The following is an 18,922-nucleotide window of genomic DNA, read 5'->3' as shown; positions in this document are numbered from 1 at the left end:
TTCAGGTATCAAGATTTCCTGCCAGGAACTGTTTCAGACGCTGACGCATCACCATCCCCTCATTTCCCAGACACCCTATCGACGTCCCGGCCAGGCTGTCCTGTGCCAGGTCCGACGCATCGCCGGCCAGCAACAACTGACAATCCAGGCTCAGAGCCAGTCGATTCAAACGCCGAGGCAACTCAGGGGCTGGCGCGTGATTGGACACCAGCACCAAAGCCGAGGGCTTGATCCGCTCGCAAACCAGGGTCAGCTCATCGAATGGCTGACCGATTGCCAGCAATTGGATAGCAGAGTCGACACTGCTCAGGTACAGCGCCGTGACCAGCACTTCCAGTTCATGAGCCTGATCGGCCAAGACGCAGACAATCACGCGTCGTGGTTGCATGACGCGCACCAGCAGCATGCGTTGCAATACGCGAGACCGCAGAAAGCCATCCAGAAATAGCCATTCACTGGTCTGACCGAACGCTTCATGGCGCTGCAGCATCAGCTTCCAGATCGGCAACAGGATGTCCTGGAACACCACGGTCAGGGGGTAACTGGAAAAAATCTGTCCATAGACTTGCTCCAGTTGCACCTCGTCAAACGCCGTCACCGCCACCTGAACCTGGTGCTGCCACTGGGCGTAGTCGGCCTGAACGAGTTCATCCGGAATGATGTTCGCCAGGGCTTTGAGCGGTTCGGTCTTGGCCAGTATCTTTCCGACCTTGCTGACCGCAACTCCACGGTCGATCCAGCCGAGAATGCTGCGAACCTTTTCGATATCCGCCATCGAGTACAGGCGATGCCCGCTTTCGGTGCGTGTGGGCTGGATCAGGCCATACCGCCGCTCCCACGCCCGCAACGTGACAGGATTGATACCCGTCAGCCGTGCTACCTCACGAATAGGGAACAGATCTTCACGCTCAATGGAAAGATCCGCCTGTGAGGCGGAACCACGCTCAGTCAGAACAGGCATGTGGCAATCAACGTCCATGTGCGGAATTGGATCCTATTTAACCCTCTTGCCCCATAATTATTCAAGACATTGATAAACGACGAATGCCGCTGGTGTAATTCCCATAATCAGGAATAATCCTTGCTTGTCTCAAGACGCAGCCCATCACCCCGGCGTTGCGCCTGGCGAAACTCCTACCCGGAGTAACGCGTTTGTCATACGGAGATACACAATGTCTACCTCACCCGTCACGCTGATGGTTTCACGCCGCGTCGCCGATGGGCGTTATCAGGACCTGATGGTCTGGTTGCGCGAAGGCGAACAACTGGCCACCGATTTTCCCGGTTATCTGGGCTCAGGCGTGCTCGCTCCGCCGCCCCAAGATAACGAATTCCAGATTATTTTCCGCTTTGCCGACGAGCAAACCATGCACGCCTGGGAGCATTCCGTTTCGCGTACCGCATGGCTGGCGCGCGGCAGCGATCTGTTTGCGCACAAGATGGAACATCGGGTCAGTGGCATCGAAGGCTGGTTCGGTGCCGTCGGCCAACGTCCACCACGCTGGAAACAGGCCGTGGCGATCTGGCTGGCGTTCTTTCCGGTTTCCCTGCTGTTCAACTTTGTATTGGGGCCGTTGCTCGGCGAAATGAGCCTGCTGCCTCGCGTGCTCATCAGCACTCTGTGCCTGACGCCGTTGATGGTCTACTTCTTTATTCCACTGTCGACCCGCATGCTGGCCGGCTGGCTGAACGGTACACCAGCACGTCCGTTGCCCGCCGAGCCCACCCCACAAAATCACTGACGTCCACAGGAAAAGTCCCGCGATAGGTGAATGCCGCTGCGCGCTGGTATAGTTTTGCTCTTACCGTGACGCGAGCCGTTCATGACCTCTTCCGCAGCTCCGATTCTCATCACCGGTGCCGGCCAGCGTGTCGGGCTGCACTGTGCGCAGCGTTTGCTCGAAGACGGCCATCCCGTGATCTTCAGCTACCGCAGCGAACGCCCCGGCGTGCAGACATTGCGCGACCTGGGCGCAACCGCGGTGTTCGCTGACTTCTCTACTGAAGCAGGAATCCTCGCCTTCATCACCGAACTGAAAACCCACTCCGATAGCCTGCGCGCCATTGTCCATAACGCTTCCGAATGGCTGGCCGAAACACCCGACACCGACGCCGAGGCCTTCACCCGCATGTTCAGTGTGCACATGCTCGCGCCCTACTTGATCAACCTGCACTGTGCCGACTTGCTCGAACGCTCAAGCCCCGCCGACATCGTGCACATCAGCGATGACGTGACCCGCAAGGGCAGCAGCAAACACATCGGCTACTGCGCCAGCAAAGCCGGGCTCGACAGCCTCACCCTGTCCTTCGCCGCGAAATACGCGCCGACAATCAAGGTGAACGGTATCGCGCCAGCCCTGCTAATGTTCAACCCCGACGACGACGCCGCGTACCGCGCCAAGGCCCTGGCCAAGTCCGCGCTGGGCATCGAACCCGGCAGCGAAGTGATCTACCAGAGCCTGCGTTATTTGCTCGACAACCCCTATGTCACCGGCACGACCCTGACCGTCAACGGCGGACGGCACATCAAATAAGCGCCCCCGCGAGGATGTTCCATGACGTTATCCCTGCCCCAGAACGCCCTGTCCCAGAGCTATCGCGAGATCCTCATCGGCCTCGGTGAAAACCCCGACCGCGAGGGCCTGCAAGACACCCCCGCCCGCGCGGCAAAAGCCATGCAGTACCTCTGCCATGGTTACGAGCAAAGCGTCGAAGAGATCGTCAACGGCGCGCTGTTCGCTTCCGACAACGATGAAATGATCATCGTCGACAACATCGAGCTGTACTCGCTCTGCGAACATCACATGCTGCCCTTCATCGGCAAGGCTCATGTGGCTTATATTCCAACGGGCAAGGTGCTGGGCCTGTCGAAAATCGCGCGGCTGGTGGACATGTTCGCCCGTCGCCTGCAAATCCAGGAAAACCTAACCCGGCAAATCGCCGACGCGGTGCAGCAAGTGACCGGCGCGGCCGGAGTCGCGGTGGTCATAGAAGCCAAGCACATGTGCATGATGATGCGCGGCGTCGAAAAACAGAATTCGACCATGAACACCTCAGTGATGCTCGGCGCCTTCCGCGAGTCGAGCAACACCCGTCAGGAGTTCCTGCAATTGATTGGACGGAGCAAGTAGCAATGCCACAACTTCAACCAGGAATGGCACGCATCCGGGTCAAGGACCTGTGCCTGCGGACCTTCATCGGGATCAACGAGGATGAAATCCTCAACAAGCAGGATGTGCTGATCAATCTGACCATTCTGTATGCCGCTCAGGAAGCGGTGCGTGACAACGACATCGATCACGCGCTGAATTACCGAACAATCACCAAGGCAATCATCGCCCACGTGGAGGGCAATCGCTTCGCCCTGCTCGAACGCCTGACCCAGGAAATTCTCGATCTGGTCATGGCCAACGCGTCGGTGCTGTACGCCGAGGTTGAAGTCGACAAGCCGCACGCCCTGCGATTCGCCGAGTCGGTGTCGATTACCCTGGCCGCGAGCCGCTGACCGCGTCTGGCGCATTGTCCGTCAGACTTTTATCATCCGCGCCACGATTGGATTGCACAGAGCCCGCCATGAACGATCAACAACGCCTGGAACTTGAAGCCGCCGCCTTTCGCCGGCTGGTCGCCCACCTGGACAGCCGCAAGGATGTGCAGAACATCGACCTGATGAACCTGTCCGGTTTCTGCCGCAACTGCCTGTCCAAGTGGTACAAGGCCGCCGCCGACGAACGCCAGATCGAGGTCAGCCTCGATGACGCCCGCGAAGTGGTCTACGGCATGCCGTACGCCGAGTGGAAAGCCCAATACCAGCAAGAAGCCAACGCCGAACAACAAGCGGCGTTCGCCAAAGGAAAACCCAATGAGTGATTTGAACACCCTGCGCGCCAGCCTCAAGAGCGGTGAACACGTTTTCGCCGATACCTTGGCGTTCATCGCCGCCGGCTACGACTACCAGCCTCAGGCGTTCAACAACGGTGGCGTGGAAAACGCTGCAGGGCAGAACGAAGGTTCGTGCAAGACACTGGGTCTGGCGCTGTTGGAAGGTCTGAGCGATGAAGAAGCGCTGTTGGCATTTGGCGAGCATTACCGCTCGGTCGTGGCCACGCCTGAAGGCAGTGACCACGGCAATATTCGTGCGCTGATTGCGCAGGGTCTGGCCGGTGTGAAGTTCTCGCAGCAACCGCTGACCCGCCGCTGACTCAACATCAAAAGATCGCAGCCTCGTTTCACTCGACAGCTCCTACAGAGAAATACGATCCCTGTAGGAGCTGTCGAGTGAAACGAGGCTGCGATCTTTTGATCTTCCACCGCACATCCCGACTTTTAAGATTGACCCGGCCACTTTATTTCGTTTGCCCGGAACCACTGCTCACGGCTTAGATAAAAAGAAGCATCCCTTCTTCAGAGTCGGTCATCCATGAGCAACGAAACCATCAGCCAGTCGATCAACGTCGTTCATCCCGTCACGCTCAGCCACGGCAAAAATGCCGAGGTCTGGGACACCGATGGCAAACGCTATATCGACTTTGTCGGCGGCATCGGCGTGCTGAACCTTGGCCATTGCCATCCGCGTATCGTCGAAGCCATTCGCGAACAAGCCACCCGGCTGACTCACTACGCGTTCAACGCCGCCCCGCATATGCCGTACATCGAACTGATGGATCGTCTCACCGCGTTCATGCCAGTGGACTACCCGGTCAGCGGCATGCTCACCAACAGCGGCGCGGAAGCAGCGGAAAACGCCCTGAAGATCGTGCGTGGCGCGACGGCTCGCACGGCGGTCATCGCTTTCGACGGCGCTTTCCACGGCCGCACCCTCGCCACACTCAACCTCAATGGCAAAGTCGCGCCTTACAAACAGAAAGTCGGCGTGCTGCCGGGGCCAGTGTTTCATTTGCCGTACCCGAGCAAGGACAACGGCGTGACCTGCGCCGAAGCCTTGAAGGCCATGGATCGACTATTCAGTGTCGAGATCGACGTTGAAGATGTGGCGTGCTTTATCGTCGAACCGGTGCAGGGCGAATCGGGATTCCTGGCGATGGATGTAGAGTTCGCTCAAGCGCTGCGTCAGTTCTGTGATGAGAAAAACATTCTGCTGATTGCCGATGAAATCCAGTCCGGCTTCGGTCGCACCGGCCAGCGGTTTGCATTTTCGCGGCTGGGCATTGAACCGGACCTGATCCTGCTGGGCAAAAGCATTGCCGGCGGTGTGCCTTTGGGCGCGGTGGTCGGGCGCAAGTCGCTGCTCGACACGTTGCCCAAAGGTGGACTGGGCGGCACCTATTCGGGTAACCCCATCGCCTGCGCCGCCGCGTTGGCGACCCTGGACGAAATGACTGACACGAACCTGCAAGCCTGGGGCGCACAACAGGAAGAAGCGATTGTCAGCCGCTACGAATCCTGGCGCGCCAGGAAGCTGTCGCCGTACCTGGGCCGCTTGACCGGCGTTGGTGCGATGCGCGGTATCGAACTGATCAACGCCGACGGCTCTCCTGCATCGGCGCAGCTGACGCAACTGCTGAGCCTGGCGCGAGACGCAGGCTTGTTGCTGATGCCCAGCGGCAAATCGCGCCACATCATTCGGCTGCTGGCGCCATTGACCACCGAGGCTGCCGTGTTGGAAGAAGGGCTGGACATCCTCGAGGCGTGCCTGAAGAAACTGGCCTGACCCCAAAGTCTTGCGACCCACACAGGGAATGTGATCAAGCAATAAATCGCGGGCACAAAAAAACCGGCCGACGCCGGTTTTTTCATTTCAACAGAATCAGAACGAAGCGTTCTGCAGACCGTCGAGGTAACGCTCAGTGTCCAGTGCCGCCATGCAGCCGGCGCCGGCCGAGGTGATGGCCTGACGGTAAACGTGGTCAGCCACGTCGCCGGCAGCGAAGATGCCTTCAACGCTGGTGGCCGTTGCGTTGCCATCACGGCCGCCCTGCACAACCAGGTAGCCGTCTTTCAACGTCAGCTGGCCTTCGAACAACGAAGTGTTCGGGGTGTGGCCGATGGCGATGAACACGCCGTCGACTGTCAGCTCGTCGAAGCTGCCGTCGTTGTTCTTCAGACGGGCACCGGTCACGCCCATGTTGTCGCCCAGGACTTCGTCCAGGTTCGAGTTCAGCTTGAGGATGATCTTGCCTTCGGCAACCCGTGCATTCAGCTTGTCGATCAGGATCTTCTCGGCGCGGAAGGTTTCGCGACGGTGGATCAGGGTCACGGTGCTGGCGATGTTGGCGAGGTACAGGGCTTCTTCGACAGCGGTGTTGCCGCCACCCACTACAGCCACTGGCTTGTTGCGGTAGAAGAAACCGTCGCAGGTTGCGCAGGCCGAAACGCCTTTGCCCATGAACGCTTCTTCCGACGGCAGACCGAGGTAACGAGCGCTGGCGCCGGTGGCGATGATCAGGGCGTCGCAGGTGTAAGTCGCGCTGTCGCCGATCAGGGTGTACGGCTTGGCAGCGAAGTCCACGGCATTGATGTGATCGAAAACGATCTCGGTTTCAAAGCGCTCGGCGTGCTCTTTCATGCGCTCCATCAACGCCGGGCCGGTCAGACCGTGGACGTCGCCCGGCCAGTTGTCGACTTCAGTGGTGGTGGTCAGTTGACCGCCGGCCTGCATGCCAGTGATCAGCAGCGGCTTGAGGTTGGCACGGGCGGCATAGACCGCGGCGCTGTAACCGGCAGGGCCGGAACCGAGAATAATCACTCGCGAATGACGGACTTCAGACATGACCTGCTCCTGTTGACCGGCCCGGAACACCTGGCGCGGAACGCCGGGTTGCCGGCGGGAATAAAAAAGGACCGTTGAAAGCACTTGGGGAAGGCTTGAACTCGACAGTCCTGTAAAAAAGATTGGGTGCAGCGTATCGAGGGGGCGAAGATTAAGGAAATACGGTTTAACAATCCAGCTCATAGGTGGTCTCTATCCCGTCACGCTGAATACAGAGACGCCTTTGTTACAGTTGATGTCGATGCTTCGACCGCGCTTTCGCCTGTCAGGCAAAGCCGGTAAGGTCGGCGCGTTTTCCCTCTGCTCGGAGCACGTTATGCCCGCCCCCGTTCTGTCCGGCCCGCAATACCTGCGCGAAGGCCTCAAGCTGGTCTTGAGCCCAAGCCTGCGTTTGTTCGTGTTGCTGCCCTTGGTGATCAACCTGGTGCTGTTCGTCGGATTGATCTACCTGGCCAGCCATCAATTCAGCCTGTGGGTCGATACGCTGATGCCGTCCCTGCCCGACTGGCTGAGTTTTCTCAGTTACGTCCTCTGGCCGATCTTTGTCGTGCTGGTGGTGCTCATGGTGTTTTTCACCTTCACCATGCTCGCCAACGTCATCGCCGCGCCGTTCAACGGCTTCCTGGCAGAAAAGGTCGAAGTGGTGGTACGTGGCACCGATGACTTTCCGGCGTTCAGTTGGGGTGAACTGATCGCCATGGTTCCCCGCACCTTGTCTCGGGAGATGCGCAAACTCGGCTATTTCCTGCCGCGAGCGACCGGGTTGTTCATTCTCTCGTTCATTCCCGTGGTGAACATCATTGCTGCGCCGCTGTGGCTGCTGTTCGGGGTGTGGATGATGGCGATCCAGTACATCGACTACCCGGCGGACAACCACAAACTGGGCTGGAACGAAATGCTCGCCTGGCTGCGTGAAAAACGCTGGCAGAGCATGAGTTTTGGCGGGAGTGTTTACCTGGTACTGCTGATTCCGGTGGTCAACATCCTGATGATGCCGGCGGCTGTGGCGGGTGCGACTCTGTTCTGGGTGCGTGAGCGCGGCGCGGAGAATCTGGTGACCCAACGCTGACACCGTCACAAATCCATCATCGAATCGCCACAATGACGACATGGCCCCAGCAGACACTGGGGTCATGACGACAGCTCTGCATATCACTCTGATCACCGAAACCTTCCCACCGGAAATCAATGGCGTGGCCAATACCCTCGGCCGTTTGTGCGATGGCTTGCGCGCGCGCGGGCATCAGGTCGAACTTGTGCGGCCACGTCAGGGCTGCGATCAGCAGTTGGGCAGCAACGACGAGTTGTTGCTGTGTCGTGGCTGGCCGCTGCCCGGCTATCCCGGTTTGCAATGGGGTCAGTCGTCGATGCACAAGCTGCTGCGGCGCTGGAAGCGCAATCGGCCGGACGTGCTTTACATCGCCACGGAAGGCCCGCTGGGGTTGTCGGCATTGCGGGCGGCGCGGCGTTTGGGGATTTCGGTGGTCAGCGGCTTTCATACCAATTTCCAACAGTATTCCAATCAGTACGGGCTCGGATTGCTGTCGCGTTTGCTGACTCACTACCTGCGCTGGTTTCACAACCGTTCTACGTTGACGCTGGTGCCCAGCATCAGCCAGCGACTGGAACTGGAGCGGCGACATTTCGAACGTCTTGCGTTGTTGTCGCGAGGGGTCGACAGCCAATTGTTTCATCCGGTCAAACGCCTGCAATCCCTACGCGAACATTGGGGTCTGGGCGAGAAGGACATCGCGGTCATCCACGTAGGACGTCTGGCGCAGGAGAAAAATCTTGGCTTGCTCAAGCGCTGCTTCGACGCGCTGAAAACGACTTATCCCCAGCGCAACATGAAGCTGATTGTGGTCGGCGACGGTCCGCAGCGAGGTACCTTGGAGCAGGCACTCCCTGATGCGATTTTCTGTGGATCTCAACGCGGCGAGGTGTTGGCCAGCCACTACGCGTCGGCGGATGTGTTTCTGTTTCCGAGTTTGACCGAAACCTTTGGCAATGTAGTGCTTGAGGCATTGGCGTCTGGTTTGGGCGTGGTGGCTTACGATCAGGCGGCAGCGGCTCAGCATATTCGCCATGGCTACAACGGCGTGTTGGCGATGCCGGGAGATGAAGAGGCGTTCTGCGATGCAGCAACGTGGCTGCTGGAGGAGCGCGAAACCTTGCGGTGCGTGCGGCTCAATGCGCGCCAGCATGCGAGTCGGCAGGGCTGGGCGGCGATTATCGAGCAGTTTGAGGGGCAGTTGCGGGGGGCTTGTGTGGGGGAGCAGGTGGTGCCGAATGCACCAACCTTGCCCCGAGCCTAGGGTGACATTGAGTCAGTCATCGCCAGCAGGCTGGCTCCCACAGGTTCCGTGTACACCGCAGAACCCCTGTGGGAGCCAGCCTGCTGGCGATGAGGCCTTGCCAGTCGCCGATTAAACCAAGGTCATCAACGCCTCACGGCTGAACGGAAGGATGTCTTCTTCACGGCCGTCACGCACTTTCTGCGCCCAGTCCGGATCGACCAGCAGCGCACGCCCTACCGCCACCAGATCGAACTCATCGTTGTTCAACCGCTCCAGCAGTTTTTCCAGACTGGCTGGCTGCGCGATCTTGTCGGTGCTGACCATGAACTGCAGGAACTCGCCGTCCAGGCCAACGCTGCCCACGGTGATGGTCGGCTTGCCAGTGAGCTTGCGGGCCCAGCCGGCCAGGTTCAGTTCGGAACCGTCGAACTCCGGTTCCCAGAAACGACGCGTCGAGCAGTGGAAAATGTCCACGCCTGCGTCGGACAACGGCTTGAGGAATTCACCCAGCGCCTCCGGAGTTTGCACCAGGCGCGCGGTGTAATCCTGCTGCTTCCACTGCGAGAAACGGAAGATGATCGGGAAGCCGTCACCGACCGCTGCACGCACGGCTTGAATCAGTTCGATGGCGAAACGCGAACGGTTGGCCAGGTCGCCACCGTATTCGTCGGTGCGCTGGTTGCTGCCTTCCCAGAAGAACTGGTCGACGAGATAGCCGTGGGCACCGTGGATTTCCACGCCGTCCATGCCGATGCTCTGGGCGTCTTTAGCGGCTTGGGCGAACGCGGCGATGACGTCCTGGATATCTTGTTTGGACATGCCGTGAACCACGACCTGACCGTCCTTCAATTTCTCCGACGGACCGTAACCCGGCACGCTGGCGTCCGGCTCGGTGCCGATGCGACGCACGCTGCCCACATGCCACAGCTGAGGAACGATCTTGCCGCCTTCGGCGTGGACCGCGTCGACCACTTTCTTCCAGCCGGCCAGCGCTGCATCACCGTAGAAATGCGGCACGTTCGGGTAGCCATTGGAAGCCTTGTGGCCGACGGTGGTGCCTTCGGTGATGATCAGGCCGACGCCTGCGGCAGCGCGGCGACGGTAGTACTCGATCACTTTGGAATTAGGCAGGCCACCCGGCGAAAACGAGCGAGTCATCGGCGCCATGACGACGCGGGTCGGCAGTTCGAGGGTGCCGAGGTGGAACGGTTTGAACAGGGCTTTGACTGGCATGGGACGCTCCACGAAAACGATATCGACGGGACACAAATTTTATGACGGCGATAATATGTTGAGTCGAAGACGATGCACAGCACTATTGATCTGGGTGATTAAGGGTCAAAAGGCAGGCATAAAAAATCGCAGCTCGGTGGCTGCGATTTTTTGGGGGTCAGCTCAGCGCTTTTTCAATCGCATGGATGACCGTCGGATCATCCGGCGCCGTACGCGGCGAAAACCGCGCCAACACCCGCCCGTCTTTGCCGAGCAGGAATTTCTCGAAGTTCCAGGTAATGTCCCCCGGAAACTCCGCGCCCTCGCCCGCCAGCAGACGGTACAGCTGATGACGATCGTGACCGTTGACTTCCAGCTTGCTGGACAACGGAAAGGTTACGCCATAGTTGAGGCTGCAGAAATCCTGGATCTCTTGCTCGGAGCCCGGTTCCTGCCCGGCAAACTGGTTGCACGGCAAGCCCAGCACACTGAAACCCTGGCCTTTGTATTTCTGGTAAAGGTTTTCCAGTGCCGCGTACTGTGGGGTCAAGCCACATTTGGAGGCGACGTTGACCACCAGCACGACGTTCCCTTTGAAGGGCGCCAGCGGTAGCTCCTGTCCATCCAGGGCTGTCAATTTAAGGTCGTGAAAAGCACTCATGACGAACTCCAGATTCCCGTGTTCTACTCGAAACAGCCACTTGGCGATGTCGCCAGGGACAGCCGCGGACTAAAAAGGCGCCCCTCGGGCGCCTCTCCAGTTCTCTGAGCTTAGCGCAGAAAATCAGTGGTGATGGCCACCTTCGCCATGGACGTGACCATGAGCGACTTCTTCCTGGCTGGCGTCACGGATGTCGATGATCTTGACCTGGAAATTCAGGCGCTGACCGGCCAACGGGTGGTTGCCGTCGACGGTGACTTCGTCGCCGTCCAGATCGCGGATGGTGACGATCTGCATCTGGCCGTCCGGCGCGGAAGCGTGGAACTGCATGCCCACTTCCAGCTCGTCGACGCCTTCGAACATGCTGCGGCTCAGGGTGCTGACCAGTTCGGCAGCGTATTCGCCGTAAGCATCTTCAGGTTCAACGGCTACGGTCAGCTCGTCGCCGACTGCTTTGCCTTCCAGTGCCTTTTCCAGGCCCGGGATGATGTTACCTGCGCCTTGCAGGTAGACCAGCGGCGCGCCGCCGGCGGAACTGTCGATGACCTCACCAGCGTCGTTGGTCAGGGTATAGTCGATGGAGACAGCCTTATTGGCGGCGATCAGCATGGGGCGAGACCTTTTGCATAAGAATGAAGAAAGGCCAAGTTTAGCGAAGCAATCGTCCGAAAGCGAACACAACCCGGACAGACGGATTGCGGCGAAAGGCTCAACGGTCACAGGTTTCCATCAGGATGAGGACGGGCATTGGGTGGCCGAGCTTTCCTGCGGCCACACTCAGCACCTGCGCCACCAGCCACCGTGGCAATCGCGCGCCTGGGTCCTGGACCCTGCGCAACGTATTGAAAAAATAGGCCAGCCCTTTGATTGCGGTTGGTGCGCACAAGGCTCGGTTAGCGATAACCTTGGCGACTGAATTTCGGTAGACGGCCAGTCATAGGTCCTCACCATTGCCATGCTCCCTTAGAGAATCCGCATGCAAACTTTTTTTATCGCACCCACCGATTTTGGTGTGGGTCTGACCTCCATCAGCCTCGGGCTGGTACGTACCCTTGAGCGAGCCGGCCTCAAAGTCGGTTTTTTCAAACCGATTGCCCAGCCGCATCCGGGTGACACCGGCCCGGAACGTTCCACCGAACTGGTGGCGCGCACTCACGGTTTGAAACCGCCTCAGCCGCTCGGCCTGGCTCACGTCGAGCGCATGCTCGGCGACGGTCAGCTGGATGAGCTGCTCGAAGAAATCATCACCCTTTATCAGCAAGCCGCCGTCGGCAAGGACGTGCTGATCGTTGAAGGCATGGTCCCGACCCGCAGCGCCAGTTACGCCGCCCGGGTCAATCTGCATTTGGCCAAGAGCCTCGATGCCGAAGTCATCCTGGTCTCGGCGCCGGAAAACGAAGTGCTGACTGAACTGTCTGGCCGGGTGGAATTGCAGGCGCAATTGTTTGGCGGTCCGAAAGACCCGAAAGTCCTCGGCGTGATCCTCAACAAGGTCAAGACCGAAGAAAGCATGGAGGCCTTCGCTTCACGCCTGAAAGAGCATTCGCCGTTGCTGCGCAGCGGGGATTTCCGCTTGCTCGGCTGCATTCCTTTCCAGCCGGAACTGAACGCGCCACGCACCCGCGACGTGGCCGACCTGATGGGCGCGCAAATCCTCAATGCCGGCGATTACGAAACCCGGCGCATGACCAAAATCATCATCTGCGCCCGCACCATGCGCAACACCGTGGAGTTGCTCAAACCCGGCGTGCTGGTGGTGACGCCCGGCGATCGCGACGACATCATCCTTGCCGTCAGCCTTGCCGCCATGAACGGCGTGCCGCTGGCCGGCCTGTTGCTGACCAGCGACACCCTGCCCGACCCGCGCATCATGGACCTGTGCCGCGGCGCGCTGCAGGCGGGCTTGCCGGTGTTGTCGGTGAGCACCGGCTCCTACGACACCGCCAACCAGTTGAACGGTTTGAACAAGGAAATCCCGATCGACGACCGCGAGCGCGCGGAAATCATCACCGACTTCGTCGCCAGTCATCTGGATGCCGACTGGCTGCACCAGCGCTGCGGCACCCCGCGTGAGATGCGCCTGTCGCCAGCGGTGTTTCGCTATCAATTGATTCAGCGCGCCCAGGCCGCCAACAAACGCATCGTTTTGCCTGAAGGCAGCGAGCCGCTGACCGTGCAAGCGGCGGCGATCTGTCAGGCGCGGGGCATCGCTCGGTGCGTGTTGCTGGCGAAACCGGAAGACGTCGAAGCCGTGGCCCGCGCTCAAGGTATCGAGTTGCCGCCGGGGCTGGAGATTCTCGATCCGGACCTGATTCGCGAGCGCTATGTCGAGCCGATGGTTGCGCTGCGCAAAAGCAAAAGCCTCAACGCACCGATGGCCGAGCAGCAACTGGAAGATACCGTGGTGATCGGCACCATGATGCTCGCGCTGGATGAGGTCGACGGCCTCGTGTCCGGGGTCATCCACTCCACCGCCAACACCATCCGCCCGGCCCTGCAACTGATCAAGACTGCGCCGGGCTGCACCCTGGTGTCGTCAGTATTCTTCATGCTGTTTCCGGAAGAAGTGCTGGTCTACGGCGACTGCGTGATGAACCCGCACCCGAGCGCCAGCGAACTGGCCGAGATTGCCCTGCAAAGCGCTGACTCGGCTGCAGCATTCGGCATCATCCCGCGCGTGGCGATGATCAGTTATTCCAGCGGCGAATCGGCCAGCGGCGAAGAAGTCGAGAAGGTTCGCGAAGCGACGCTGCTCGCCCACGAACAGCAGAACTCGCTGCTGATCGACGGCCCGTTGCAGTACGATGCCGCCGCCAACGAAACCGTGGCCAAGCAATTGGCGCCGAACAGCCAGGTCGCCGGTCGCGCCACAGTGTTCGTGTTCCCCGACCTGAACACTGGCAACACCACGCACAAAGCCGTACAGCGCAGTGCCGACTGCGTCAGCCTCGGGCCGATGCTGCAAGGCCTGCGCAAACCGGTGAACGACCTGCCGCGCGGCGCGCAAGTCGATGACATCGTGTACACCATCGCGTTGACCGCGATTCAAGCTGCCAACCGACCTATGGATCTTTAAATGCTGGCTTTTCTACCTGCCGCCGTGCGCGGCGTGATTGCATCGTTGCTGCTGGCGTTGAATACCATTCTGCTGTGCTCGTTCCTGTTCTGCGTGGCGATCTTCAAGGTATTGCCCTTCGCCCTCACCCAGCGCTTCACGCTCTGGTTGATGAGCCATACCCATGAAGCCTGGATCAGCAACAACAAGGCCTGGATGAACCTGGTCTGCCGCACCCGCTGGCACCTCAGCGGCCTGCAAGGGCTGGATTATCAACACTCCTACCTGATCACCAGCAACCACCAGAGCTGGGTCGACATCATGGTGTTGCAGTACGTGCTCAACCGGCGCATCCAGCCGCTGAAATTCTTCCTCAAACAGGAACTGATCTGGGTGCCGGTGATTGGCCTGGCCTGGTGGGCGCTCGGTTTTCCTTTCATGAAACGTTATTCCAAGGCCTATCTGGAAAAGCATCCGGAGAAGAAAGGCAAGGATCTGGAAACCACCCGCAAGACCTGCGACAAGTTCCGCAACAATCCGGTGGGAATTTTCAACTTTGTCGAAGGCACGCGCTTCACGGAAGGCAAGCATGCGCAGCAGAAATCACCGTTCAAGTACCTGCTCAAGCCCAAGGCTGGCGGCATTGCGTTTGTGCTGGATGCGATGGGTGAACAGCTGGAGTCGATCGTCAACGTGACGATTCACTATCCGGGCGGGCGTCCTGGGTATTGGGATCTGTTGTGCGGGAATGTGAAAGATGTGGTGGTGCATTTTCAGGAGCTGAAGATTCCGCCGCAGTTTATAGGCAAGAACTACGACCAGGATGGGGAGTATCGATTGCAGTTTCAGGGCTGGATCAATCAGCTGTGGGAAGACAAGGATGCGTTGTTGACGCAGATGCACCGGGAGTATCCCGCGAAATAATCTGTCGTCTGCATCGGCCTCATCGCTGGCAAGCCAGCTCCCACAAGATCTCTGCGTTTTCAAAATTGGCGCACCACCTGTGGGAGCTGGCTTGCCAGCGATGGCGGTTTCAGGGACACAAAAAAACCCGCCGATGATCACTCATCGGCGGGTTTTTTATTCGCAGCTAAGGCTTAGATCGCGCCACGCTTGCGCAGCAGATCCAGCACTTGCTTGACGCTTTCTTCCAGCGACAGCGACTGGGTGTCGACCACGAGGTCGGCGTCCAGCGGCACGTCGTACGGGAAGGAATCGCCCGGGATGTTATCCCCGGCCGCCGCGTACAGACCTTGCGGATCACGCTCGGCACAGACCGTCGGCGAGGCCTGGACGTAGACCGTCAGCAGACGCTCCTTGCCGATCAAATCCTTGGCCTGCTCACGCCCTTCAGCACTCGGCGCAACGAAGGCCGCCAGGGTCACCAGGCCGGCTTCGTTGAACTGACGTGCAACGTGTGCTGCACGGCGCCAGTTCTCGGTACGCCCGGCGCGATCCTGTGGCAGACCTTTGTTCAGGTCGTGACGCAGGTTCTGGCCATCGAGTACGAACACCGCACGGCCCATGTCGAACAGCTTGCGTTCAACCGCATAGGCCAGGGTGCTTTTGCCCGCGCCCGACAAACCGCTGAACAACACGGTGGCCGGTTGCTGGCCGAAACGCTGGGCGCGTTCTTCGGTGGCAACGTGCGCGAGTTTGCCGTGGTGCGTGCTGCTGCCATGCGCCAACGGCTGAGCGATGATCATCCCGGCGGCAACAGTGCCGTTGGTCAAACGATCAATCACGATGAACGAACCGGTGGTGCGGTTGCTTGCGTAACCGTCCAGCGCGATCGCGGCGTCGAGGCTGACCTTGACCCGACCGATCTCGTTCAACTGCAACGAGCTGGCAGGACCTTCTTCCAGGGTGTTCACGTCAACGCGGTTGACGATGCTGGTGATCGAACCCGGCACGTAACTCGTGGCGCGTTTGATGTCGTATTTCTTGCCCGGCAGCATTGGCTCTTCGGCCATCCACACCAGCATGGCGTCGAAGGCGTCGGTCACTTGCGGCAGGTTATCGGCGTGCACCAGCAAGTCGCCGCGAGAGATGTCGATCTCGTCTTCCATGGTCAGCGTTACAGCCTGACCTGGACCGGCGTGCTCCAGCTCACCTTCGAAGGTGACGATGGATTTCACACGGCTGCTCTTGCCCGACGGCAACACAACGACTTCGTCGCCCTTGTGCACGACACCGCTGGCCAGCGTACCGGCGAAACCACGGAAGTTCAGGTTCGGACGGTTGACGTACTGCACCGGGAAACGCAGGTCGGTGTAGTTGCGGTCGTTGGCGATCTCGACGGTCTCGAGAATTTCCATCAGCGACTGGCCGGTGTACCACGGCGAGCGCTCGGATTTGTTCACCACGTTGTCGCCCTTGAGCGCCGACATCGGCACGAAGGCCATGGTGGTCGGCTTGAAGGCGATGCCTTCGGCGAACTTCAGGTAATCGGCCTTGATCGACTCGAAGACGGTTTCGTCGAAGCCGTTGAGGTCCATCTTGTTGATGGCAACCACGATGTGCTTGATGCCCAGCAACGAGGCGATGAAGCTGTGGCGACGGGTCTGGGTCTGCACGCCGTAACGAGCGTCGACCAGGATGATCGCCAAGTCACAGGTGGACGCACCGGTGGCCATGTTGCGGGTGTACTGCTCATGGCCAGGGGTGTCGGCGATGATGAATTTGCGTTTGGCGGTGGAGAAATAGCGGTACGCGACATCGATGGTGATGCCTTGTTCACGCTCGGCCTGCAGGCCGTCGACCAGCAACGCCAGGTCGATGTCTTCGCCGGTGGTGCCGACTTTTTTCGAGTCGCGGGTGATGGCTTCCAGGTGATCTTCGTAGATCATCTTGGAGTCGTGCAGCAGGCGCCCGATCAGGGTGCTCTTGCCGTCGTCGACGTTGCCACAGGTCAGAAAGCGCAGCATTTCCTTGCGTTCGTGCTGGCCCAGGTAGGCGAGGATGTCCTCGCTGATCAAATCAGATGCGTGCGACATGACAACCCCTTAGAAATAACCCTGACGTTTCTTTTCTTCCATCGAGCCTGCGCCATCATGGTCGATGACCCGGCCCTGGCGTTCGGAAGTTCGCGTCAGGAGCATTTCCTGAATGATGTCGGTCAGGCTGGTGGCCTCGGACTCGACCGCACCGGTCAGCGGGTAATCGCCGAGTGTACGGAAACGGACCTTCTTCTTGACGATGCGCGCCTTGTCTTCATCGCTCAAATGATTGAGCAGGCGCTCGTCGTCGATCATGATCCAGGTGCCGTTCATCTCGATGACGTCGCGCTCGGCGGCGAAATACAGCGGCACAATCGGGATGCCTTCGAGGTAGATGTACTGCCAGATATCCAGCTCGGTCCAGTTCGACAACGGGAACACGCGAATCGATTCGCCCTTGTTGACGTTGCCGTTGTAGACGTTCCACAGCTCTGGACGCTGGTTTTTCGGGTCCCAGCGGTGCTTGGTGTCGCGGAAGGAATACACGCGCTCTTTGGCGCGGGACTTCTCTTCGTCGCGGCGAGCGCCACCGAAAGCGGCGTCGAAACCGTACTTGTCGAGGGCTTGTTTCAGGCCTTCGGTTTTCATGATGTCGGTGTGCTTGGCACTGCCGTGGGTCAGCGGGTTGATGCCCTGCGCGACGCCATCGGGGTTCACGTGCACGATCAGGTCAAGGCCGAGCTCTTCGACCATGCGGTCGCGGAACGCGTACATCTCCTTGAACTTCCACCGGGTGTCGACGTGCATCACCGGGAACGGCAGTTTGCCCGGGAAGAATGCCTTGCGCGCAAGGTGCAGCATCACGGCGGAGTCTTTACCGACGGAGTACAGCATCACCGGGTTATCGAACTCGGCGGCGACCTCGCGGATGATGTGGATGCTTTCGGCCTCCAGCTGTTTCAGATGCGTCAGTTTGTCGACCATGGCTACTCACGAAAACGATCTTATGGACGGCCAGCGGGCCGTGTTCGAGCGGGGAATCCTAGCACAGCGACCTCTTCTAATCAGGACGTGGGCTAGATCGAAAGGGTATATGAATATACCCCCTCGTTTGGGCGCCGAAGACCCTGTGGGAGCGAGCCTGCTCGCGATTGCGGTGTATCGGTCACATCGATGTCGCATGTGATGCAGCCATCGCCGGCAAGCCGGTCTCGCTCCCACATTTTGATCTGCGTGATCTCAGATCGGATTCGGGCAATCGATGAAGATGTGCTCAACGGCAAACCGACGCGCGAGGTAATCACCCAGCGCCTGCACTCCGTACCGCTCGGTGGCGTGATGGCCGGCGGCGATGAAGCTGATGTCGTTTTCCCGGGCGCTGTGGAAAGTTTGCTCGGAGGCCTCGCCGCTGAGGTACAGATCGACACCGGCCAGCACCGCCTGATCGATGTAACCCTGGCCGCCACCGGTGCACCAGCCCACGCGGCGAATCATCTCGCTGCCTTCAATCAGCAGCGGCTCACGACCCATGACTTCCTGCACACGACGGGCGAAATCACGGGGCGTCATCGGTTCGCTCAACGAGCCAACCAGGCCGACAACTTTGAGATTGTCCGGATCCAGCGGGCCTTCGACCGTGATCTCGAGCTGACGTGCCAACTGCACGTTGTTACCGACTTCCGCGTGCAGATCCAGCGGCAGGTGATAGGACAACAGGCTGATGTCGTGCTTGAGCAGGGTTTTCAACCGACGCTGCTTCATGCCGGTGATGCACGGGTTCTCGCCCTTCCAGAAATAGCCGTGATGCACCAGCACCAGATCGGCCTCGGCTTCGACGGCGGCGTCCAGCAACGCCTGGCTGGCGGTCACGCCACTGACGATGCGCATCACCTGCGGCCGGCCTTCGACCTGCAAGCCGTTGGGGCAGTAATCGGCAATCCTGGCGCTGTTAAGGTAACGGTCGGCTTCTTCGACCAGTGTGCTCAGGGCGACGGCCATAAAAGACTCCTAAATATCCCGTTCAGAGGC

The 18,922-nt window shown here is 59.6% G+C and carries 20 protein-coding genes; 12 read left to right on the top strand and 8 right to left on the bottom strand.

Annotation, left to right across the window (positions count from 1 at the left end):
* Nucleotide 1: 1 nt before the first annotated feature.
* A complete protein-coding gene (locus ACYZT8_RS04570; protein WP_461979571.1) occupies nt 2–961 on the bottom strand; it encodes a MerR family transcriptional regulator in 960 nt (319 codons plus the stop codon).
* 211 nt (nt 962–1,172) lie between these two features.
* Between ACYZT8_RS04570 and ACYZT8_RS04565 the strand changes: the two genes are divergently transcribed.
* The 7 genes from ACYZT8_RS04565 (at nt 1,173) to ACYZT8_RS04535 (ending at nt 5,671) form a co-directional block, all read left to right on the top strand.
* Complete coding sequence (locus ACYZT8_RS04565) at nt 1,173–1,742, top strand: antibiotic biosynthesis monooxygenase (protein ID WP_461979569.1); 570 nt, start codon at nt 1,173–1,175, stop codon at nt 1,740–1,742.
* A gap of 81 nt (nt 1,743–1,823) precedes the next feature.
* Nucleotides 1,824–2,534 carry a dihydromonapterin reductase gene (gene folM / locus ACYZT8_RS04560; RefSeq protein WP_461979567.1) on the top strand — a complete coding sequence of 237 codons (711 nt, stop codon included), beginning with the start codon at nt 1,824–1,826 and terminating at the stop codon, nt 2,532–2,534.
* A 21-nt stretch (nt 2,535–2,555) separates the two neighbouring features.
* Entirely contained in the window at nt 2,556–3,131 is a 576-nt protein-coding gene (folE, locus tag ACYZT8_RS04555; protein WP_046045887.1) for a GTP cyclohydrolase I FolE, read from the top strand.
* A gap of 2 nt (nt 3,132–3,133) precedes the next feature.
* The gene (gene folX, locus ACYZT8_RS04550; RefSeq protein ID WP_007970304.1) at nt 3,134–3,505 is read left to right on the top strand and encodes a dihydroneopterin triphosphate 2'-epimerase; all 372 of its coding nucleotides are present in this window, start codon (nt 3,134–3,136) and stop codon (nt 3,503–3,505) included.
* A 68-nt stretch (nt 3,506–3,573) separates the two neighbouring features.
* Nucleotides 3,574–3,870 (top strand): DUF1244 domain-containing protein, encoded by a 297-nt coding sequence (locus tag ACYZT8_RS04545; RefSeq protein WP_095129425.1) that lies wholly within the window; start codon nt 3,574–3,576, stop codon nt 3,868–3,870.
* The gene (locus ACYZT8_RS04540) at nt 3,863–4,201 is read left to right on the top strand and encodes a HopJ type III effector protein (protein ID WP_461979564.1); all 339 of its coding nucleotides are present in this window, start codon (nt 3,863–3,865) and stop codon (nt 4,199–4,201) included. The genes ACYZT8_RS04545 and ACYZT8_RS04540 overlap by 8 nt, the downstream gene beginning before the upstream one ends.
* A gap of 219 nt (nt 4,202–4,420) precedes the next feature.
* Nucleotides 4,421–5,671: a 2-aminoadipate transaminase gene (locus ACYZT8_RS04535; protein WP_461979562.1), complete on the top strand. Its 1,251-nt coding sequence runs from the start codon at nt 4,421–4,423 to the stop codon at nt 5,669–5,671.
* Nucleotides 5,672–5,767: 96 nt separating this feature from the next.
* On the opposite strand, the gene trxB is transcribed toward ACYZT8_RS04535, so the two are convergent.
* Nucleotides 5,768–6,730 (bottom strand): thioredoxin-disulfide reductase, encoded by a 963-nt coding sequence (gene trxB / locus ACYZT8_RS04530; RefSeq protein ID WP_461979560.1) that lies wholly within the window; start codon nt 6,728–6,730, stop codon nt 5,768–5,770.
* 316 nt (nt 6,731–7,046) lie between these two features.
* On the opposite strand from trxB, the gene cysZ reads away from it, so the two are divergent.
* Together cysZ and ACYZT8_RS04520 are read left to right on the top strand one after the other, a co-directional pair.
* Nucleotides 7,047–7,799, top strand: a complete 753-nt coding sequence (gene cysZ / locus ACYZT8_RS04525) for a sulfate transporter CysZ (RefSeq protein WP_461979558.1) — start codon at nt 7,047–7,049, stop codon at nt 7,797–7,799.
* Nucleotides 7,800–7,839: 40 nt separating this feature from the next.
* Nucleotides 7,840–9,045 carry a glycosyltransferase family 4 protein gene (locus tag ACYZT8_RS04520; RefSeq protein WP_461979556.1) on the top strand — a complete coding sequence of 402 codons (1,206 nt, stop codon included), beginning with the start codon at nt 7,840–7,842 and terminating at the stop codon, nt 9,043–9,045.
* Between the two features lie 111 nt (nt 9,046–9,156).
* Here ACYZT8_RS04520 and ACYZT8_RS04515 read toward each other — a convergent pair whose 3' ends face one another.
* From ACYZT8_RS04515 to ACYZT8_RS04505, 3 genes are all read right to left on the bottom strand, one after another.
* The gene (locus ACYZT8_RS04515; RefSeq protein ID WP_461979554.1) at nt 9,157–10,260 is read right to left on the bottom strand and encodes an NADH:flavin oxidoreductase; all 1,104 of its coding nucleotides are present in this window, start codon (nt 10,258–10,260) and stop codon (nt 9,157–9,159) included.
* Nucleotides 10,261–10,417: 157 nt separating this feature from the next.
* Nucleotides 10,418–10,900 carry a glutathione peroxidase gene (locus ACYZT8_RS04510; RefSeq protein WP_461979552.1) on the bottom strand — a complete coding sequence of 161 codons (483 nt, stop codon included), beginning with the start codon at nt 10,898–10,900 and terminating at the stop codon, nt 10,418–10,420.
* A gap of 123 nt (nt 10,901–11,023) precedes the next feature.
* On the bottom strand, nt 11,024–11,509 hold the full coding sequence (locus ACYZT8_RS04505) for an FKBP-type peptidyl-prolyl cis-trans isomerase (protein WP_027924551.1): 486 nt from the start codon (nt 11,507–11,509) through the stop codon (nt 11,024–11,026).
* Between ACYZT8_RS04505 and ACYZT8_RS04500 the strand changes: the two genes are divergently transcribed.
* The 3 genes from ACYZT8_RS04500 to ACYZT8_RS04490 are packed head-to-tail and all read left to right on the top strand — an operon-like array spanning nt 11,478 to nt 14,879.
* Complete coding sequence (locus ACYZT8_RS04500; protein WP_131061185.1) at nt 11,478–11,816, top strand: DUF3565 domain-containing protein; 339 nt, start codon at nt 11,478–11,480, stop codon at nt 11,814–11,816. The two genes, ACYZT8_RS04505 and ACYZT8_RS04500, sit on opposite strands and share 32 nt — an antisense overlap.
* A 60-nt stretch (nt 11,817–11,876) precedes the next feature.
* Nucleotides 11,877–13,976, top strand: a complete 2,100-nt coding sequence (pta, locus tag ACYZT8_RS04495) for a phosphate acetyltransferase (protein WP_461979550.1) — start codon at nt 11,877–11,879, stop codon at nt 13,974–13,976.
* Nucleotides 13,977–14,879 (top strand): acyltransferase, encoded by a 903-nt coding sequence (locus ACYZT8_RS04490; protein ID WP_461979548.1) that lies wholly within the window; start codon nt 13,977–13,979, stop codon nt 14,877–14,879.
* Between the two features lie 173 nt (nt 14,880–15,052).
* Here ACYZT8_RS04490 and cysN read toward each other — a convergent pair whose 3' ends face one another.
* The 3 genes from cysN to ACYZT8_RS04475 form a co-directional block, all read right to left on the bottom strand.
* Complete coding sequence (gene cysN, locus ACYZT8_RS04485; protein WP_461979546.1) at nt 15,053–16,951, bottom strand: sulfate adenylyltransferase subunit CysN; 1,899 nt, start codon at nt 16,949–16,951, stop codon at nt 15,053–15,055.
* Between the two features lie 9 nt (nt 16,952–16,960).
* A complete protein-coding gene (cysD, locus tag ACYZT8_RS04480) occupies nt 16,961–17,878 on the bottom strand; it encodes a sulfate adenylyltransferase subunit CysD (protein WP_090175435.1) in 918 nt (305 codons plus the stop codon).
* A gap of 255 nt (nt 17,879–18,133) precedes the next feature.
* A complete protein-coding gene (locus tag ACYZT8_RS04475) occupies nt 18,134–18,892 on the bottom strand; it encodes a Nif3-like dinuclear metal center hexameric protein (protein ID WP_461979544.1) in 759 nt (252 codons plus the stop codon).
* Nucleotides 18,893–18,922: the final 30 nt, after the last annotated feature.

It is taken from the genome of Pseudomonas sp. LB3P93 (assembly GCF_054898025.1).
The sequence above is the reverse complement of the archived record's forward strand: the minus strand, read 5'-3'. Positions and strand labels throughout refer to the sequence as shown.

Coding starts and splice junctions, on each gene's coding strand:
- ACYZT8_RS04570 (WP_461979571.1), bottom strand. CDS start 961: ATGCCTGTTCTGACTGAGCGTGGTTCCGCCTCACAGGCGGATCTTTCC.
- ACYZT8_RS04565 (WP_461979569.1), top strand. CDS start 1,173: ATGTCTACCTCACCCGTCACGCTGATGGTTTCACGCCGCGTCGCCGAT.
- folM (WP_461979567.1), top strand. CDS start 1,824: ATGACCTCTTCCGCAGCTCCGATTCTCATCACCGGTGCCGGCCAGCGT.
- folE (WP_046045887.1), top strand. CDS start 2,556: ATGACGTTATCCCTGCCCCAGAACGCCCTGTCCCAGAGCTATCGCGAG.
- folX (WP_007970304.1), top strand. CDS start 3,134: ATGCCACAACTTCAACCAGGAATGGCACGCATCCGGGTCAAGGACCTG.
- ACYZT8_RS04545 (WP_095129425.1), top strand. CDS start 3,574: ATGAACGATCAACAACGCCTGGAACTTGAAGCCGCCGCCTTTCGCCGG.
- ACYZT8_RS04540 (WP_461979564.1), top strand. CDS start 3,863: ATGAGTGATTTGAACACCCTGCGCGCCAGCCTCAAGAGCGGTGAACAC.
- ACYZT8_RS04535 (WP_461979562.1), top strand. CDS start 4,421: ATGAGCAACGAAACCATCAGCCAGTCGATCAACGTCGTTCATCCCGTC.
- trxB (WP_461979560.1), bottom strand. CDS start 6,730: ATGTCTGAAGTCCGTCATTCGCGAGTGATTATTCTCGGTTCCGGCCCT.
- cysZ (WP_461979558.1), top strand. CDS start 7,047: ATGCCCGCCCCCGTTCTGTCCGGCCCGCAATACCTGCGCGAAGGCCTC.
- ACYZT8_RS04520 (WP_461979556.1), top strand. CDS start 7,840: ATGGCCCCAGCAGACACTGGGGTCATGACGACAGCTCTGCATATCACT.
- ACYZT8_RS04515 (WP_461979554.1), bottom strand. CDS start 10,260: ATGCCAGTCAAAGCCCTGTTCAAACCGTTCCACCTCGGCACCCTCGAA.
- ACYZT8_RS04510 (WP_461979552.1), bottom strand. CDS start 10,900: ATGAGTGCTTTTCACGACCTTAAATTGACAGCCCTGGATGGACAGGAG.
- ACYZT8_RS04500 (WP_131061185.1), top strand. CDS start 11,478: ATGGAGACAGCCTTATTGGCGGCGATCAGCATGGGGCGAGACCTTTTG.
- ACYZT8_RS04505 (WP_027924551.1), bottom strand. CDS start 11,509: ATGCTGATCGCCGCCAATAAGGCTGTCTCCATCGACTATACCCTGACC.
- pta (WP_461979550.1), top strand. CDS start 11,877: ATGCAAACTTTTTTTATCGCACCCACCGATTTTGGTGTGGGTCTGACC.
- ACYZT8_RS04490 (WP_461979548.1), top strand. CDS start 13,977: ATGCTGGCTTTTCTACCTGCCGCCGTGCGCGGCGTGATTGCATCGTTG.
- cysN (WP_461979546.1), bottom strand. CDS start 16,951: ATGTCGCACGCATCTGATTTGATCAGCGAGGACATCCTCGCCTACCTG.
- cysD (WP_090175435.1), bottom strand. CDS start 17,878: ATGGTCGACAAACTGACGCATCTGAAACAGCTGGAGGCCGAAAGCATC.
- ACYZT8_RS04475 (WP_461979544.1), bottom strand. CDS start 18,892: ATGGCCGTCGCCCTGAGCACACTGGTCGAAGAAGCCGACCGTTACCTT.